The sequence below is a fragment of the Microbacterium sp. KUDC0406 genome, assembly GCF_021582875.1.
In the GTDB taxonomy this organism is placed as follows: Bacteria; Actinomycetota; Actinomycetes; order Actinomycetales; family Microbacteriaceae; genus Microbacterium.
Window position 1 is genome coordinate 1,549,666 of the sequence record NZ_CP091138.1, and the last position, 15,998, is coordinate 1,565,663.

At 70.9% G+C, this 15,998-nt stretch carries 14 protein-coding genes and 2 pseudogenes; 3 read left to right on the forward strand and 13 right to left on the reverse strand.

What is annotated here, in order from left to right:
• Nucleotides 1-40: 40 nt before the first annotated feature.
• The 5 genes from L2X99_RS07845 to L2X99_RS07865 are packed head-to-tail and all read right to left on the reverse strand — an operon-like array spanning nt 41 to nt 3,371.
• Nucleotides 41-535, reverse strand: a complete 495-nt coding sequence (locus tag L2X99_RS07845) for a GNAT family N-acetyltransferase (RefSeq protein ID WP_236124236.1) — start codon at nt 533-535, stop codon at nt 41-43.
• Nucleotides 536-537: 2 nt separating this feature from the next.
• Nucleotides 538-1,236, reverse strand: a complete 699-nt coding sequence (locus L2X99_RS07850) for a uracil-DNA glycosylase (RefSeq protein ID WP_236135823.1) — start codon at nt 1,234-1,236, stop codon at nt 538-540.
• Complete coding sequence (locus L2X99_RS07855; protein WP_236135824.1) at nt 1,236-1,949, reverse strand: Type 1 glutamine amidotransferase-like domain-containing protein; 714 nt, start codon at nt 1,947-1,949, stop codon at nt 1,236-1,238. The genes L2X99_RS07850 and L2X99_RS07855 overlap by 1 nt, the downstream gene beginning before the upstream one ends.
• 2 nt (nt 1,950-1,951) lie before the next feature.
• Nucleotides 1,952-2,731 (reverse strand): SDR family oxidoreductase, encoded by a 780-nt coding sequence (locus L2X99_RS07860; RefSeq protein WP_236124232.1) that lies wholly within the window; start codon nt 2,729-2,731, stop codon nt 1,952-1,954.
• Between the two features lie 55 nt (nt 2,732-2,786).
• Nucleotides 2,787-3,371: a hypothetical protein gene (locus L2X99_RS07865; RefSeq protein WP_236124230.1), complete on the reverse strand. Its 585-nt coding sequence runs from the start codon at nt 3,369-3,371 to the stop codon at nt 2,787-2,789.
• A gap of 198 nt (nt 3,372-3,569) precedes the next feature.
• Between L2X99_RS07865 and L2X99_RS07870 the strand changes: the two are divergent.
• Both L2X99_RS07870 and metX read left to right on the forward strand, forming a co-directional pair.
• Nucleotides 3,570-4,891, forward strand: a pseudogene (locus L2X99_RS07870) (bifunctional o-acetylhomoserine/o-acetylserine sulfhydrylase).
• Between the two features lie 120 nt (nt 4,892-5,011).
• Nucleotides 5,012-6,216 (forward strand): annotated as a pseudogene (gene metX / locus L2X99_RS07875) (homoserine O-acetyltransferase MetX).
• Here metX and L2X99_RS07880 read toward each other — a convergent pair.
• The 4 genes from L2X99_RS07880 to L2X99_RS07895 are packed head-to-tail and all read right to left on the reverse strand — an operon-like array spanning nt 6,213 to nt 9,259.
• Nucleotides 6,213-6,884, reverse strand: a complete 672-nt coding sequence (locus tag L2X99_RS07880) for an NUDIX domain-containing protein (protein WP_236124226.1) — start codon at nt 6,882-6,884, stop codon at nt 6,213-6,215. The pseudogene metX and the gene L2X99_RS07880 overlap by 4 nt on opposite strands.
• Entirely contained in the window at nt 6,868-7,200 is a 333-nt protein-coding gene (locus L2X99_RS07885) for a thiamine-binding protein (protein ID WP_236124224.1), read from the reverse strand. Before L2X99_RS07885 ends, L2X99_RS07880 begins: the two co-directional genes overlap by 17 nt.
• 26 nt (nt 7,201-7,226) lie before the next feature.
• A complete protein-coding gene (locus tag L2X99_RS07890; RefSeq protein ID WP_236124223.1) occupies nt 7,227-8,459 on the reverse strand; it encodes a hypothetical protein in 1,233 nt (410 codons plus the stop codon).
• Nucleotides 8,456-9,259: an ADP-dependent NAD(P)H-hydrate dehydratase gene (locus L2X99_RS07895; RefSeq protein WP_329608148.1), complete on the reverse strand. Its 804-nt coding sequence runs from the start codon at nt 9,257-9,259 to the stop codon at nt 8,456-8,458. Before L2X99_RS07895 ends, L2X99_RS07890 begins: the two co-directional genes overlap by 4 nt.
• Nucleotides 9,260-9,428: 169 nt before the next feature.
• On the opposite strand from L2X99_RS07895, the gene L2X99_RS07900 reads away from it, so the two are divergent.
• Nucleotides 9,429-10,496 (forward strand): NADH:flavin oxidoreductase/NADH oxidase, encoded by a 1,068-nt coding sequence (locus L2X99_RS07900; protein WP_236135825.1) that lies wholly within the window; start codon nt 9,429-9,431, stop codon nt 10,494-10,496.
• 42 nt (nt 10,497-10,538) lie between these two features.
• On the opposite strand, the gene L2X99_RS07905 is transcribed toward L2X99_RS07900, so the two are convergent.
• From L2X99_RS07905 to L2X99_RS07920, 4 genes are all read right to left on the reverse strand, one after another.
• Complete coding sequence (locus tag L2X99_RS07905; RefSeq protein ID WP_236124222.1) at nt 10,539-11,600, reverse strand: hemolysin family protein; 1,062 nt, start codon at nt 11,598-11,600, stop codon at nt 10,539-10,541.
• Nucleotides 11,597-12,913 carry a hemolysin family protein gene (locus tag L2X99_RS07910; RefSeq protein ID WP_236135826.1) on the reverse strand — a complete coding sequence of 439 codons (1,317 nt, stop codon included), beginning with the start codon at nt 12,911-12,913 and terminating at the stop codon, nt 11,597-11,599. Before L2X99_RS07910 ends, L2X99_RS07905 begins: the two co-directional genes overlap by 4 nt.
• A 282-nt stretch (nt 12,914-13,195) precedes the next feature.
• The gene (locus L2X99_RS07915; protein ID WP_236124220.1) at nt 13,196-14,188 is read right to left on the reverse strand and encodes a hypothetical protein; all 993 of its coding nucleotides are present in this window, start codon (nt 14,186-14,188) and stop codon (nt 13,196-13,198) included.
• Nucleotides 14,189-14,512: 324 nt separating this feature from the next.
• Nucleotides 14,513-15,973 (reverse strand): GuaB1 family IMP dehydrogenase-related protein, encoded by a 1,461-nt coding sequence (locus L2X99_RS07920; protein WP_236124218.1) that lies wholly within the window; start codon nt 15,971-15,973, stop codon nt 14,513-14,515.
• Nucleotides 15,974-15,998: the final 25 nt, after the last annotated feature.

Consider the following 15,998-nt stretch of genomic DNA (forward strand, 5'->3'; position numbering starts at 1 on the left):
GCCACGCTCTCCGACGAGCGTCTCGTCTCGCTTCGCTCGCTCAACGATCGCGGAGCGACAGCTGCAGGAACTGCACACCGAGGTCGCGGCCGAACTTCTCGCCCACGTCGCGCAGCGCACCGGCGTCGCGGAACCCGGCCTTGCGGTGCAGCGCGAGCGAGGCGTCCGCGCCTTCGACGATCACGGCGATGACCTCGCGGAGCCCTGCCGCACGGCACGCGTCCAGGAACTGCGCCATCAGCGCCCAGCCGTAGCCCTGGCCGCCGGTGCCCGGTGCGAGGTAGATCGAGTTCTCGACCGTGTGCCGATACGCCGACTTCGGCGACCACGGCTGCGCGAGCGCATAGCCGATCAGCGTGCCGTCCTCGGACTCGGCGACGAGGAACGGCAGGCCGGCGGCTCGGATCCTGGTCGCCTTCGCCGTCCAGTCGTCGTCCGTCGACTCGATCTCGTCGAAGGTGACGACCGACTCGCGCACGTAGTGGTTGTAGATCGCCCGGATGCCGGGGAGGTCGGCGTCCCCGATCGACCGCACTCTCACGCCTCTCCCCCGACACGCCAGTCCACGGGGGCGACGCCCTGCTGCGCGAGCAGTTCGTTGGCGCGGGAGAACGGACGGGAGCCGAAGAATCCGCGGCTTGCCGAGAGCGGCGACGGATGGGCCGACTCGATGACGGGCGTCTGCCCGAGGAGCGGCTTGAGCCCCCGGGCATCCGCACCCCACAGGATCGCGACGAGCGGCCTGTCCCGCGCGACCAGCGCGCGGATCGCGAGTTCGGTGACCTGCTCCCAGCCCCAGCCCCGGTGGGATGCCGGGGTGCCGGGCCGCACGGTCAGCACCCTGTTCAGCAGCAGCACCCCCTGATCGCTCCACGCCGTGAGGTCGCCGTGCGGGGCGGGCGGGATGCCGAGGTCCTCCTGGCGCTCCTTGTAGATGTTGCCCAGGCTGCGCGGGAGCGGCCGCACATCGCCGTCGACGGCGAAGGACAGGCCGATCGGATGCCCGGGTGTCGGGTACGGATCCTGGCCGGTGATGAGCACCTTGACGTCGTCGAGAGGGCGCTGGAACGCCCGCAGCACGTTCGCACCGGACGGCAGGTACCCGCGGCCGGCCGCCACTTCGCCTCGCAGCCGGCTGCCGAGTTCGGCGATCACCGGCTGCACGGGTGCGAGCGCCTCCGCCCAGCCCGGATCGAGCTGCCCGTCGGCGGCGAGCTCGACGAGCGTCTTCGGCATCAGAGTGCGCCCCGGCCGCTGGAGACGATCACGCCGCCCTCGGCGGGAGAGACGCGCCAGACGCTTCCCTCCCCGGCGATGCGCAGCCCGTCGGCTCCGGCGATCAGTGCGGTGCTCTCGTCGATGCCCACGCCGCCGTCTGTGGCGCCGGCCTCGGTCGCGGCGATCAGCCGGGCCAGCGTGCCCCACTGCGCCACGTGCACATCCACAGACACGTCGACCAGGCCGATGCCCGGCACCACAGTCACCTCCTCGAGGTCCTCGGCGGTGTCCTCCGGCACGACCGGGACCCCGCCGATCCGCCAGCCGCCCAGGATCGCCCGCTCGGCGGCGATCATCGCGCCCGCGGAGAAGCCCAGATACGGCGTGCCGTTCCCGACGGCGGTGCGGATGCGGTCGAAGCTCGGCTCGAGGGCGGAGTGGTACGCCGGGGTCAGACCGCCCCCGATCACGATCGCGTGCACCCCGTCGAACATCGCCGGATCGACGCGGTCGGTCTCGGCGACGGCCACGAGCCGGATGTCGAGCGATGCGGCTCCGTCGGCCGTGACCGCGTCGATGAGATCGCGGGCGTGCCCGGTTCCGCCGTCCTCGCGGACCGTCACGACCACGACGACCGGAGTCGTTCGGTCCGGCGCCGCGGCGAGCGCCTCGGCGGTGAACGGCGCGAAGGCCGCGCGCCCGAAGCCGCCGCCGACGAGATGCACGCCCACGGTCAGCCCTCGATCCGCGGGCGCAGCGGACCCCGCGCCAGCAGGTGCGACGCGGCCTGCGCCACCGGGCGGATCACGATGAGGTCGAGGTTCACGTGCGCGGGCGCGTTCAAGGCGTAGGCGGCGACATCGGCGACGTCCTCCGCGACCAGAGGCGCCTCGACACCGGAGTACACGGCCTCGGCCGCGACCGCATCGCCGCCGAGCCTGCGCAGAGTGAACTCCTCGGTGTGCACCATTCCCGGCGCGATCTCGGTGATGCGGATCGGCTCGCCGTTCAGCTCCAGGCGCAGCACCTGCGGGATCATCGACTCCGCGGCCTTGGCCGCGTTGTACCCGCCGCCGCCGGGATAGGCGCCCCGGGCTGCCACCGAGGTCACGAACAGCAGGTCGGCGTGACCATCCGCCGCCGCGGCACGCAGCTGCGGGAGCAGTGCCGCGGTGAGCTGCTGGGCGGCGATCACGTTCGACTCGTACATCCAGCGCCACTGCTCGGCGGATCCGCTCTCGACGCGGTCCGTGCCCCTCGCGCCGCCGGCGACATGCACGAGCGCGTGCACCGGACCGGTCTCGTCGAGGTGGGCCACCAGGGCCCCGATCTGCTCGGCATCCGTGAGATCGGCGGCGAACGCCGTCGAACCCGTCTCGGCGGCAAGCGCCTCCAGCCGTTCCGCGCGCCGGGCGACGCCGACGACATCCCACCCCGAGGAGCGGAGCGCCCGCACCGTCGCCTCGCCGATACCGGTGCTCGCACCGGTCACCACCGCACGCCTGTTCACCATGCCTCCACCGTACGACGCCCGGTGCGATTCCGTGACGAGACAGCCCGGGCCGCAATCAATAGAGTCTGTAGGTGTCCTCGCTGATCCAGCCGTCCGTCGGACTGCCCGTGGATCGCACTGTCACGTCGATTCCCGAGTGGAGCGGGCTGGGCCCCAAGATGCCGAACGTCACCCTCGACAGTCCCTGTCCCGCGATGCTGCCCGAGAACAGGAGTGTGTACGTGACGGTTCCGTCGCCGTTGTCCACCGCACCGGCGGCCGTCCAGGTCGGATCAGTGGCGGGCAGGCTGGGAACCGACGGACTGCTTCCCCCTGCATTGGCGATCACAGCGGGCTGCACATCGCCGACGTCGACACGAGCGAATGTCACGGTCACGGTGCCGCTGGTGATGTCGGCAACAGGTGTCGACGTCGCGTGAGTGTCGTCGTTGCGCAGCTGGATCGACGCGCCGTAGTACTCAGGATTGACCCACGAGCCACCGGTCGCCGTCTCGAGGACGAGCCTGCCCAGGTCATCCCCGGATGCGGCCCGTGCGGGCGTCGCGATTGCGACAGCGACCACGGGCACCGACCACGCGGCCCCGGCGAGCACCGTCCTCCGACTCGGTCCCGCCCCGGTCGAAGTCGTCTCGGTCGTCATCGTGTCAGCCTCCTGAATCGGCCATGTCGCCGCATCCGGTCATTCCGTACGATATCCAATCGTGTCGCGTGCGATGGGCAAGGGTGGCCTCGGGTGTTACGTCACATTTCCCATCCCCTGTTGACAGGCGTCGTTCTTCCGTAGTGTCGCTGGAAGGCATCCGCCGCACTCACCCGCTTCCATCCCTGGGGGAACCTCATGTCCGCAGCCGAGAACTGGCGCTTCGAGACCAAGCAGATCCACTCGGGCGCCGCGCCCGACCCTGTCACCAAGGCCCGCGCGACGCCGATCTACCAGACCACGTCGTACGTCTTCGACAACGCCGACCACGCCGCGAACCTGTTCGCGCTGGCCGAGTTCGGCAACATCTACACCCGTATCCAGAACCCCACGCAGGACGTGCTCGAGCAGCGCCTCGCCGCGCTCGAGGGCGGCACCGGAGCCCTGGTGCTCTCCAGCGGCCAGGCCGCGTCGACCTTCGCCATCCTGAACATCGCGCAGGCCGGCGACCACTTCGTGGCGTCGAGCTCGATCTACGGCGGCACGTACAACCTGTTCAAGTACACGCTGGCCAAGCTCGGCATCGAGGTCACGTTCGTCGAGAACCAGGACGACCCCGAGGAATGGCGCCGCGCCGTGCGCCCGGAGACGAAGCTGTTCTTCGCCGAGACGATCGGCAACCCCCAGATCAACGTGCTCGACATCCGCACCGTCGCCGACATCGCGCACGAGAGCGGCGTGCCGCTGATCGTCGACAACACGATCGCCACCCCGTACCTGATCCGCCCCTTCGAGCACGGCGCCGACATCATCGTGCACTCGGTGACGAAGTTCCTCGGCGGGCACGGCACCACGATCGGCGGCGTCGTCATCGACGGCGGCAAGTTCGAGTGGTCGAAGAACGTCGACCGCTTCCCCGGACTCACCCTGCCCGACCCGTCCTACCACGGCGCCTCGTACACGACCGCCGTCGGCGACTCGCTCGCGTACATCATCAAGGCCCGCGTGCAGCTGCTCCGCGACCTCGGCTCCGCCATCGCCCCGCAGAGCGCCTGGAACCTCATCCAGGGCGTCGAGACGCTGTCGCTCCGTGTCGAGCGCCACGTTCAGAACGCTCAGGAGATCGCCGAGTGGCTCGATGGTCGCGACGACGTCGCCACCGTCAACTACTCCGGCCTGCCCACGTCACCGTGGTACGCCGCCGCCAACAGGTACGCGCCCAAGGGCGTCGGCGCGGTGCTCTCGTTCGAGCTCAAGGGCGGCGTCGACGCCGGCCGCGAGTTCGTCAACAACCTGTCACTGTTCAGCCACCTGGCCAACATCGGCGACGTGCGTTCGCTGGTCATCCACCCGGCATCGACCACGCACTCCCAGCTCTCCCCGAGCAGCAGCTCTCCGCCGGCGTCACCCCCGGCCTGGTGCGGCTCTCGGTGGGACTCGAGAACATCGACGACCTCAAGGCCGATCTCGACCAGGCGCTCGCCGCCGCCCGCCGCGTGACCGAGGCCGCGCGCGCGTAATCCTCTCCTCCTCGAGACGCGGATGCCCCGGACCGTCAGGTCCGGGGCATCCGCGCGTTTCCCCGCCCCGCGGTGCGTAACGTGCCGCCGTCGGACGGCTTCTCACGGAAGAATGGGTGCATGGACTGGCAGACGACCTCGGCGGACACGGTGCCCTCGCGGCGTGTGACCGAAGCGCAGTCCAGCATGATGCGGGCGCGCCCGCCGGCGACCGGCGCCTGGCGCGACGGAGATCCCGCGGGCGGGCGGAGCTTCACCGACCTCGGCGCCTTCCGCACCGAGAACGGCGCAGAACTGCCCGGCATCCGGCTCGCGTGGGAGTCGTGGGGCGAGCTGAACGCCGCCCGCGACAACGCGATCCTGGTGCTGCACGCCCTCACCGGCGACAGCCACGTGCGCGGAGCCGCGGGTCCGGGGCATCCGACCGGCGGGTGGTGGGACGACATCGTCGACTCCGACGGTCCGATCGACACCGACGAGTGGTTCGTGATCGCGCCGAACATGCTGGGCGGATGCCAGGGATCGACCGGCCCCGCCAGCATCGCGCCGAACGGCCGGGAGTGGGCGTCCCGCTTCCCGTACCTGACGATCCGCGACCAGGTCGCCGCGCAGGTCATGCTCGCCGACGCGCTCGGCATCGATCGCTGGGCCGCCGTGATCGGCGGATCGATGGGCGGCATGCACGCGCTGGAGTGGGCCGTGACGCATCCCTCGCGCGTCGAGCGACTGGCCGTGCTGTCCTCTCCCCGGTCACCACCGCCGATCAGCTCGCGCTGAACTTCGTGCAGCTCGAGACGGTGCGGATGGATCCTCGGTTCGACGGCGGCGAGTACTACGACTCCGCGCTGGGCGAAGGCCCGCATCGCGGTCTCGCGCTCGCCCGCCGCATGGCGCTGCTGAACTACCGCAGCCCGATCGAGCTGAACCAGCGCTTCCAGCGCTCCTGGCAGTCGGATCTGTCGCCGCTGGGACGTGGTGGGCGATTCGCGGTGGAGTCGTACCTCGACTTCCACGGCAACAAGTTCACCCGGCGCTTCGACGCGAACAGCTATCTGACGCTGGTCGAGGCGATGAACTCGCACGACATCGGCCGCGACCGCGGCGGTGTCGAAGAGGCGCTGCACCGGGTCACCGCGAAGACCCTGGTGCTGGGCATCGACACGGACCGGCTGTTCCCTGTCGACGGTCAGCAGCGCATCGCGCGCAGCATTCCGAACACGATCGACGACGGAGCCGTGGTGCTCACCAGCGACTTCGGCCACGACGGCTTCCTCATCGAGACCGACGAGGTGGGCGGCCACCTGCGCCGGCTGCTGGAGGACTAGGAGCGCTCGTACGTCCAGGGCAGGCGCCCTGTCGCGACGCGGTTGCGCGCACCCGGCGCGCCCGGCTGCTCGGAATGATGCTCATCGCCCTCCCAGAGGAAAACCCGCCCATCGGCGGTCTCGAGGATCCTCGTGCGCCGCAGCTCGGGAGCACCCAGCGCGGCTCGCGCATCGGCGGCCGTGCGGTGCAGCAGCAGTCCGTGCAGCGTCACCCAGGTCGGCGGCCAGAGCACCAGCTCGCCCTCGGCCTGCATCCGCAGCGCCGCCTCGGGCGAGACCCAGAGCGCCCGCTCGATCTCACCGGGATTCACCCGCACCTCGTCGCCGTCCTCCGAGGCGAGGAAGAACCAGGTGCGGATGCGTTTCGGAATCTCACGCGGCGGCTCCCAGCAGGACAGGGCGACGAGATCGCGGATGCGGATGCCGGCCTCTTCGGCGGTCTCGCGCACCGCTGCCGATTTCGCCCGCTCGACCTCGTCGTCACCGAGATCGCCGGGCTCCAGCCTGCCGCCCGGGAACACCCACGAGCCGGCGAACGAACCGCGATCCGGGCGCAGCAGCAGCAGCACCTGCATCCCCTCCGGCGCATCCCTCAGGACGACCGCGGTGCCCGCGAGCGGGAGATCGCCCTCGAACTCGGCGCTCGCGTCCTCAGCGCTCCGAGGCATCCTCGATCGCCGCCTCGAGCCGCTCGATCTTGCCGTCGATCTCGCCGCTGTGCCCCGGACGGATGTCGGCCTTGAGCACCAGCGACACCCGAGACCCGAACGGCATGACCGCTTCGGTCGCGCGCTTGACGACGTCCATCACGGTGTCCCAGTCCGGTCCCTCGATCTCGGTGAACATCGAGGTCGTCCGGTGCGCCAGCCCGGAGTCGCGCACGACCTTCACGGCTGCGGCGACGGCGTCGTGCACGGATGCGTCGGGGTTCTCTGCCCCGTCGCGGGGAGCGCCGCTGGGGGCGACGGAGAAGGCGATGAGCATGGGGGTACCTCCGGTTCGGTGTTCGGTCAGCGGGAACGACTCGTGGCGGGCACGCGCAGCAGCGCGGCGGTGCTCACCACGGCCAGCACGACGAGCAGGATGTTGCGGGCGCTGAGCAGCAGCACGGGCAGCGGTTCGGCGCGCAGCAGCGCGTCGTAGGTCAGCGGATAGACGAGGAAGGTGAGGGCGCACAGACCCAGCACCAGCAGCGCAGGGGTCACGGCGCGCGTGCGATCCAGCACCAGCCACAGAATGATCGGCGCGATCAGCCAGGTCTGGAACTGCGGCGAGCCGACCTTGTTGGTGACGATCAGGACGGTCACGAGCGTCAGGGCGAGCGGAGGGAACAGCCGTTGCCAGGTCGCGCCGCGCACGGCCTTCACGCACCCGACCGTCGCGACGGCAGCCGCGACGAGCACCATGAGCGGTGTGAGCACGGCCGAGACGACGGATGCTCCGGGTGCCTCGATCTGAAAGGTCAGGATGTCGTACGAGTACACGATCGAGGCACGGCCGGCGAGCGCCAGCCAGAGGAACGGCGTCGCGGCGACGGCCTCGATCTGGAGTCCACGACCGGTCTGCCGGCCGAGGAAGCCGAACAGCTCGCGGTCCGCGCCGAGCAGCAGCAGCACGACGATCGCCGCCGCCGTCACCGCTGCGGCGGCGAGAAGGATGCGGATGCGCTGCTTCACCGCGATGACCGCGGCCAGCACGAGCGCCGCGGGCCAGATCTTGATCCAGGCGCCGATCGTCAGCAGCGCTGCTCCGACGGCGGGACGCGTGGCGAGCCAGAGGCCGCCGATCACCGCGAGCGGCACGGTGATCGCATCAAGCCGGTACATCGCGATCGGTCCGAGCAGCAGCAGCGCGCCGCACCAGAACCAGCCGGCGCTCCGGCGACGGTGCGTCCTGCCCCGGCCGACCAGCACGGCGAACCCGATCAGGTCGAGCACGGTGACCAGCACGGCCCAGGCGACGAGATAGGCGCTCGTGGCACCCATCGAGCCGACCAGCGGAGTCGCGAGCAGGTGGGCCACGATCATCGGGATGAGGGCGAGCTGCGGATACACCCACGGCTCGGTGATGCCCACGATCGCACCGCCGGTCAGCGCGGAGTGCGACCACGGCTGATAGACGAGCACCACGTCGCCCATCGGCTGGCTGGGCAGCACCCATCCGAACCAGGCGATCACGGCGTGCACGGCCACGAAGGCGGCCCAGAGTGCGATCGTGCCGGGGCGGACTCGCGCCCTTGTCATGCCAGCAGCTCCGCCACCGCGTACGGCAGCGCTTCGGCGACGTCCAGCGCGACGATCGGATGCCCCACCGCGCCGTGCTCGGCACCGGCTGCGATGGTCGCCGCGCGACCGTGCAGCCAGACCGCCGAAGCCGCGACCTCCGCGGGGCTCTTGTCGACGTTCGCGGCGAGCAGGGCACCGATCACCCCGGCCAGCACATCGCCCGCCCCGGCCGTCGCGAGCCAGCCGGGCGCATTCGCGACCACGACGGCGTCTCCGTCCGGTGCGCAGACCAGGGTGCGCGCCCCCTTCAGCAGCACCGTGCAGGACAGGACGGCGGCGACCTCGTTCACCTGTGCGGCGCGACCCGTCTCATCGACGGGGAACCCGGCCGGCAGCCCGAGCCGATCCCGCAGCCGGGCGAACTCCCCCGCGTGCGGCGTGATGACCATCGGCGCAGTGCTGCCGCGCACCAGGTCGAGGGCGCCGGCGTCCACGACGACCGGGTGCTCACCCGCGAGGATGCTGCGCAGTGCGCGCTCCTCGTCGTAGCCGCGTGCCGACATGGCCGAGGGGCCGGCATCCGCTCGCAGCGTGCCCGGCAGCGGCAGGGCCGCAGTGTCGGTCGCCACGCCGCGGCCGGAGCCGCCCACGCGGACGCCACCGTCCGTGCCGGAGCCGATGACCCAGGCGTCCACGTGCGCACCGGCATCCGCACCCAGCACGGTCTCCGGCCGGCGGGCGAGCACCGCTTCCGTCGCAGGTCCCGCGTAGCGCACGAAGCCGCATCCGGCGCGCCAGGCGCCCTCGACGCCGAGCACCGCCGGCCCGGGTACCGGGCCGATCCGGTGCGCAGCGCCACCACGCCGCGCGAGCGCTTGTCGTCGTCGGGGCCGGGGGCGCGCAGGAAGCGCGCCGCATCCGCACCGGTCCACTCACGCATGACTCCACGTTAGCGCCGGCCGTTCGGCGGAGCGGTACGGTCAGGGGGTGAGCCTGCTGTTCTCCCCTCTGACCCTCCGCTCCGTCACTCTGCGCAACCGACTCTGGGTGTCGCCGATGTGCATGTACTCCGCCGTGGAGGGCATGCCCGGCGACTGGCATCACGTGCACCTGCCGCAGTTCGCCGACGGCGGGGCGGGACTCGTCGTGGCCGAGGCCACCGCCGTCGTGCCGGAGGACCGGATCTCGCCGCACGACACCGGGCTCTGGAACGACGCGCAGCGCGACGCCTGGGCGCCGGTCGTGCGCAGCATCCGGGCTCGGGGCGCGCATGCCGGCATCCAGCTCGCGCACGCGGGTCGCAAGGCGTCGACGTGGTGGCCGTGGGCCGAGCAGCAGGGCTCGGTGCCGGCCTCCGAGGGCGGATGGCCGACCGTCGCGCCGTCGGCCATCGCCTTCGAAGGGTTCGCCGCACCGAGCGCACTCGACGAGGCGGGGATCGAGGCGGTCGTCACCGGCTTCGCCGACGCGGCGCGCCGCGCTCTGGATGCCGGGTTCGAGGTGCTCGAGGTGCACGGCGCGCACGGCTATCTGCTGCACCAGTTCCTCTCGCCGCTGTCGAATCAGCGCACGGACGAGTACGGCGGCAGCCTGCAGAACCGGGCCAGGCTGCTGCTGCGCGTCGTGCAGGCGGTCCGTTCGGTCGCGGGCGAGGGCGTCCCGCTGCTGGTGCGCATCTCGGCCACGGACCACGCCGAGGGCGGCTTCGTGCCAGAGGAGGCCGCGATCGTCGGCGGCTGGGCGATCGAGTACGGCGCCGACCTCATCGACGTCTCCAGTGGCGGCCTGGTCCTGCACCAGCAGATCGACCTGCACCCGGGCTATCAGGTGCCACTCGCCGAGATCGTGCGGCAGGACGGACGCGTCGCCACCACCGCGGTCGGGCTCATCACCGTGGCCGATCAGGCCGAGCAGGTCATCGCCACGGGAGCGGCCGACGCCGTGTTCGCCGGACGGGAGTGGCTGCGGGACCCGCACTTCGGTCTGCGGGCCGCCCACGAGCTGGGCGCCGAGATCGCCTGGCCACCGCAGTATCGGCGCGCACGCTGGAGGTGACGGCACGGCCGCCGGCGCTCGGCACCGGCGGCCGCGAGGGTCTCAGCGCCCGTAGCCGCGCCTGGTGGCGTCCTGCACCTCGCCGACGAGCTCCTCGATGATGTCCTCGAGGAACAGCACCGCGGTGGTCTCGCCGCTGCGGTCGCGCACCCGGGCGAGGTGGCGCCCGGCGCGGCGCATCGCGGTCAGCGCGTCCTCGAGATCGGTGTCCTCCTGCACGGGCACCATGTGGTGGATGCGCTTGGACGGCACCGGGACGGTGGCGCGCTCGGCGGCATCCGGGCCCTCGGCGGCGCGCAGGATGTCCTTCAGGTGCACGTAGCCGGCAGGGAGACCCTCGTCGTCGACGATCACGTAGCGGGAGAACCCGTGACGGGCCACCGCGCGCTCGATCTCGTCCGGCGTCGTGGTCTGCGGAAGTGTGACCAGTTCGCTCAGAGGCACTGCCACGTCCCTGGCCTTCTTGTCGGTGAACTCCACGGCGGCGGCGACGGTGCCCGCGGTGTCGGTCAGCACGCCCTCACGGCGCGACTGATCGACGATCGTCGCCACCTCGTCCAGGGTGAACGTCGAGGCCGCCTCGTTCTTGGGCTCCACCCGGAACAGCCGCAGCACGGCGTTCGCCGACGCGTTCAGGAACCAGATCACCGGCATGAACACCTTCGAGATCCACACCAGCGGCGTCGCGAGCAGCAGCACCGCGCGATCCGGCAGCGAGAACGCGAGGTTCTTCGGCACCATCTCGCCGAACACGACGTGCAGGAACGACACCAGCACCAGAGTGATGACGAACGCCGTGACGTCGACGACCGCGACCGCCCAGCCCAGCGCCTCCAGGGGCACCGCCAGCAGGTGGTGGATCGCCGGCTCGGAGACGTTCAGGATCAGCAGCGAGCAGATCGTGATGCCCAGCTGCGAGGTCGCCAGCATGAGCGTGGCGTGCTCCATGGCGAACAGCGCCGTCCTCGCCGAGCGCGACCCCTTCTCGGCGAGGGGCTCGATCTGCGACCGGCGCGCCGAGATCACCGCGAACTCGGCGCCGACGAAGAAGGCGTTGCCCAGCAGCAGCACGACCAGCCAGACCAGTCCCGCCCAGTCGTTCATCGGACGTCCTCCTGCTCGTCGGACGCCGGATCGGGCGTGAAGCGGATGCGATCGATGCGGCGTCCGTCCATGCGCACGACGTGCAGGACGCCCTGTGCGGTGCGCACCTCGTCGCCGATGACGGGAACCCGCTCGAGCAGGCTCATCACGTAGCCGGCGACGGTGTCGTAGACGTCGCCCTCCGGTACGGCGATGCCGGTCTGCGCGAGCAGCTCGTCGGGACGCAGCTCACCGGGGAAGGTCACCGAATCCTCACGGCGCACGATGCCGGCGCGGGTGCGGTCGTGCTCGTCCGAGACCTCGCCGACGATCTCCTCCACGAGATCCTCCAGCGTGACCAGCCCCGCGGTTCCGCCGTACTCGTCGACGACGATCGCCAGCTGGTAGCCCTTGGCGCGCAGCTCGGCGATCAGTGCGTCCAGGTGCACGGTCTCGGGCACGCGGAGCGGCTCGGTGGACAGGGCGCCGACCGGCACATCGGCCCGGCGGTCGCGCGGCACGCCGACGGCGGCCTTGAGATGCACGATGCCGGTGATGTCGTCGAGGTCGTCGCCGTGCACGGGGAAGCGGCTGTGTCCGGTGCGGCGGGCGAGTTGGATCACGTCGTCCGCACTGTCGGATGCGGCGAGCGCATGCATGCTCGGACGCGCAGTCATGATGTCCGCCGCGGTGAGGCGGGCGAACGTCAGGCTGCGGTCCAGCAGGGTCGCCGTGTCCTCCTCGAGGAGGCCGGCGCTGGCGGATCGGCGCACCAGGGAGGACAGCTCCTCGGCGCTGCGCGCACCGGAGAGCTCCTCCTTGGGCTCCACGCCCATCGATCGCAGCACAGCGTTCGCGCTGCCGTTGAGCACCAGGACGGCGGGTTTGAACACCGCGGTGAAGGCCGTCTGGAACGGCAGCACGAGCTTCGCGGTCGCGATCGGCAGTGCCAGAGCGAAGTTCTTGGGCACCAGCTCGCCGAGGATCATCGACAGCAGCGTGGCGACGATCATCGCCACGACGACCGCGATCGGCCGCACTACGCCCTCCGGCACGCCCCAGGAGGTGAGTACGGGCGCGAGCAGATTCGAGATCGCCGGTTCCATCGTGTAACCGGTCAGCAGCGTGGTCAGCGTGATGCCGAGCTGTGCCGACGACAGATGCGTCGAGGTGATCTTCAGCGCCCGGATGGTGAGTCCGAGTCTGGACTCGCCACGGGCCTGACGTGCTTCGAGTTCAGCGCGGTCGAGATTGACCAGCGCGAACTCACTGGCCACGAAGAGGCCGGTGCCGATCGTGAGAAGGAGCCCCACGCCCAACAGGATGAAATCCATCAGCTGATCCCCTCCGAGAGATGGAGGAGCGGGCAGTGGGGCGAGGGACTGCAAGAAGGAGGGTCGTCCATTGTGCGCCCGATTCTACATACCCGCGCTGTGTTCCCGCCCGGCCGGATGCCCGCGGACTTGCCCGCCGTCGCGCTGCAGTTTCGCGTTCGCGCGGCATGTCCCGGCATCCGATCCTGGTCGCGCGGCATTTTCGTGCACGCGTTGCGCGTATATGCGCCGCGCGCGCCGACAAGTGCCGCGCGAGTCCCGCGCGGCGATCCGCGGATGCCGCTATCGGCTGTTCCGCGGTGCCTGCGCCGCTCGCTCCCGCGGGCGCGGAAGCCGTGAGGGCAGTCCGTCGCCGGTCAGGATGTCGTATAGCAGCTGAGGGTTGCGATGGGCATCCGTGCGCCAGCGGGACATGCCCTTCACACGCCGACGCAGCTGGTCGCCGCGGTCCTTCTCGTCCAGCAGCGCCTGCTCCGGCGTCCGCCCTTGGAGGATGTCGGGGTCGAAGTACTTGCCCGTCCCGTCGAACTCGCCGACGTGGTCGAAATCCTCCCAGTAGAAGTCCGACCGCGCGCGCCTGCCCTGGTCCAGGCGGAACTCCTTCTGGAGGACGGGCGAGGGGAAGCCGAGCCGGTCGATCAGCACGCGGGCCTCGGATTCGCGAACGGAGTCGGCGAGAGACGTGCTGAAGTCGAGTGCTGCACGTGCCCGTCCCCGTCCTCGCCGCGTCTGCTGATCGAGGAGCGTCAGGATCTCATCGACGGTCGTGAGCGGTCCGCCCTCGCGACGAGCCCACAGAGCCTGATCCATCGCGACGACGCCGGCCATGAAGCCGGCATCGGCCGCGAGGTCGATCGCCGTCTGCGCGGGCGAGGTCACCAGATGACCGTGCCATTCGACGAGCTCGACCCCGTCGAAACCGAGTGCCCGGCGAATGACGTTTCCCGTCGATCGGCCTCCGGTGGTCCGGGCGACACGGACGGCGACGCCTCTCGGCCAGGCCTCGACTCGATCGATGCCCCACACGGCGGCGGCCGCCGAACCCATGTACACCTGAGGCGAGCGCGCGTGCTCCGCGACCTCGACGACCGTCACGAGATGTCGCTGCAGCGGAGTGAGCTTCTTCCACGCGCCGCCGGGCACGAAGCTGCCGGCGACCACCCTGTGCACGTCACCCCGTCTGACGAGCGTCCGGAGTCTGCGGTCCGACATCCCGACTCCACCACGGTCGCGGCGTCGGCGGATGTCGATCTCGGGACCGGTCTGCTGGGTCATTCCGGAAGGCTGTCATGAGCAGCATCCGCTTCCTCTGCCACATGTCCCTCGCTGCGGAGAACTCGTCGGACATCCGCGCTTGGGGAGGACCGGTCACTCGCAGAGCCGACCCTGCCATCGACGCAGAATCCGTGTTCGTCCGCGCGGCACTCTTCGGCTCGCGCTACGCGGATACGCGGTGCATGAGCACGGAACAGCAGCGGGAACCGATTCGGACGTAAGGATCAGTAGCGCGAACACGGAACAGCAGCGCGATCCCAACCGGACGCAGCGAGCAGCAGCGCGCGCAGACCAGCAGCGCGAACGGGGAACGCGCCCGCCCGCTCACCACGAGACGGGCAGCGCCTTGCCCTCTTCGTAGCCTGCGGCGGACTGCAGCCCCACCAGGGCGCGCTCGTGGAACTCCGGCACGGTGGCCGCCCCCGCGTAGGTGAACGACGAGCGGATGCCCGAGGTGATCATGTCGAGCAGGTCCTCGATGCCGGGACGCAGCGGGTCGAGGTAGATGCGAGACGAGGAGATGCCCTCGGCGAACAGCTCCTTGCGCGCACGCTCATACGAGTCCAGACGGCCGAACCGGGCCTGCACGGCCTTCGTCGAGGCCATCCCCCACGACTCCTTGAACGCGCGCCCCTCGGCGTCGTGCTGCAGCTCGCCCGGCGCCTCGATCGTGCCGGCGAACCACGATCCGACCATGACGGATGCCGCACCGGCGGCGAGCGCCAGTGCCACATCGCGCGGGTAGCGCACTCCCCCGTCCGCCCATACGTGCGCGCCGGCCTGTCGCGCGGCCTCGGCGGTCTCGAGCACGGCGGAGAACTGCGGGCGGCCGACCGCCGTCATCATGCGGGTCGTGCACATCGCGCCGGGACCGACCCCGACCTTCAGGATGTTCGCACCGGCGGACACCAGGTCGCCGACGCCATCGGCTGTCACGATGTTGCCCGCGACGATCGGGATGCCGAGATTCAGGCCCGCGACCAGCGCGAGCGCGCGCAGCATCCCCTCCTGGTGTCCGTGCGCGGTGTCGACCACGAGCACGTCCACCCCGGCCGCGGCGAGCGCCTCGGCCTTCTCGGCGACCTCGCCGTTGATGCCGACCGCCGCCGCGACGGCCAGCCGTCCGGACGCGTCGACGGCGGGCCGGTACAGGTTCGAGCGCAGCGCCGTGCGCCTGCTGAGCGTGCCGACGAGGTGCCCGTGGTCGATCACGAGCGCCATCTCGGCGTCCAGCGCGTCGACGGCGTCGAAGGCCGCGCGGCCCTCGCCCACCGTCTCGGCGTCGATCGCCGGCGCATGGGCGTGCACGAGGTCGCCGAGTGCGGCATCCGGCAGCGCGGTCGCGAGGCGGGTGGCGGGCAGGATGCCGGAGATCTGCTCGATCGGCAGGCGGGCCTCGCCCGACGTCGCGGCCACGACGATGCCGAGCCCTTCGGTCGGCGGCAGCAGTCGCAGAGCGTCGGCGACAGTGGCCGACGGCGGCAGGACGAGCGGGGTGTCCCAGCGCACGGGCTGACGCTTGACCCAGCGGATCGCCGCGTCGAGCTCCTGCAGCGGCAGATCCTGTGGCAGCACTCCGAGACCGCCGCGCCGTGCGAGAGCCGCGGCCAGCCTGGGGCCGGTCACCGAGTTCATGTTCGCGGCGACCAGCGGGATGGTCGCCGGAGTGCCGTCGGCAGGGGCCAGGTCGACCTGCAGACGGCTGGTGATGCCCGAGCGCCGGGGCACCAGGAACACGTCGGAATACGTGAGGTCGACCATGGGCCGTTCGCCTGCAAACTCCATGCCTTCAACGGTACCGGTCCGGGGG

Excerpts from the sequence above, each read along its gene's own strand:
- L2X99_RS07850 (WP_236135823.1), bottom strand. The coding sequence starts at position 1,236 with ATGCCGAAGACGCTCGTCGAGCTCGCCGCCGACGGGCAGCTCGATCCG.
- L2X99_RS07860 (WP_236124232.1), bottom strand. The coding sequence starts at position 2,731 with ATGGTGAACAGGCGTGCGGTGGTGACCGGTGCGAGCACCGGTATCGGC.
- L2X99_RS07865 (WP_236124230.1), bottom strand. The coding sequence starts at position 3,371 with ATGACGACCGAGACGACTTCGACCGGGGCGGGACCGAGTCGGAGGACG.
- L2X99_RS07880 (WP_236124226.1), bottom strand. The coding sequence starts at position 6,884 with ATGCCTCGGAGCGCTGAGGACGCGAGCGCCGAGTTCGAGGGCGATCTC.
- L2X99_RS07885 (WP_236124224.1), bottom strand. The coding sequence starts at position 7,200 with ATGCTCATCGCCTTCTCCGTCGCCCCCAGCGGCGCTCCCCGCGACGGG.
- L2X99_RS07890 (WP_236124223.1), bottom strand. The coding sequence starts at position 8,459 with ATGACAAGGGCGCGAGTCCGCCCCGGCACGATCGCACTCTGGGCCGCC.
- L2X99_RS07905 (WP_236124222.1), bottom strand. The coding sequence starts at position 11,600 with ATGAACGACTGGGCGGGACTGGTCTGGCTGGTCGTGCTGCTGCTGGGC.
- L2X99_RS07910 (WP_236135826.1), bottom strand. The coding sequence starts at position 12,913 with ATGGATTTCATCCTGTTGGGCGTGGGGCTCCTTCTCACGATCGGCACC.
- L2X99_RS07915 (WP_236124220.1), bottom strand. The coding sequence starts at position 14,188 with ATGACCCAGCAGACCGGTCCCGAGATCGACATCCGCCGACGCCGCGAC.
- L2X99_RS07920 (WP_236124218.1), bottom strand. The coding sequence starts at position 15,973 with ATGGAGTTTGCAGGCGAACGGCCCATGGTCGACCTCACGTATTCCGAC.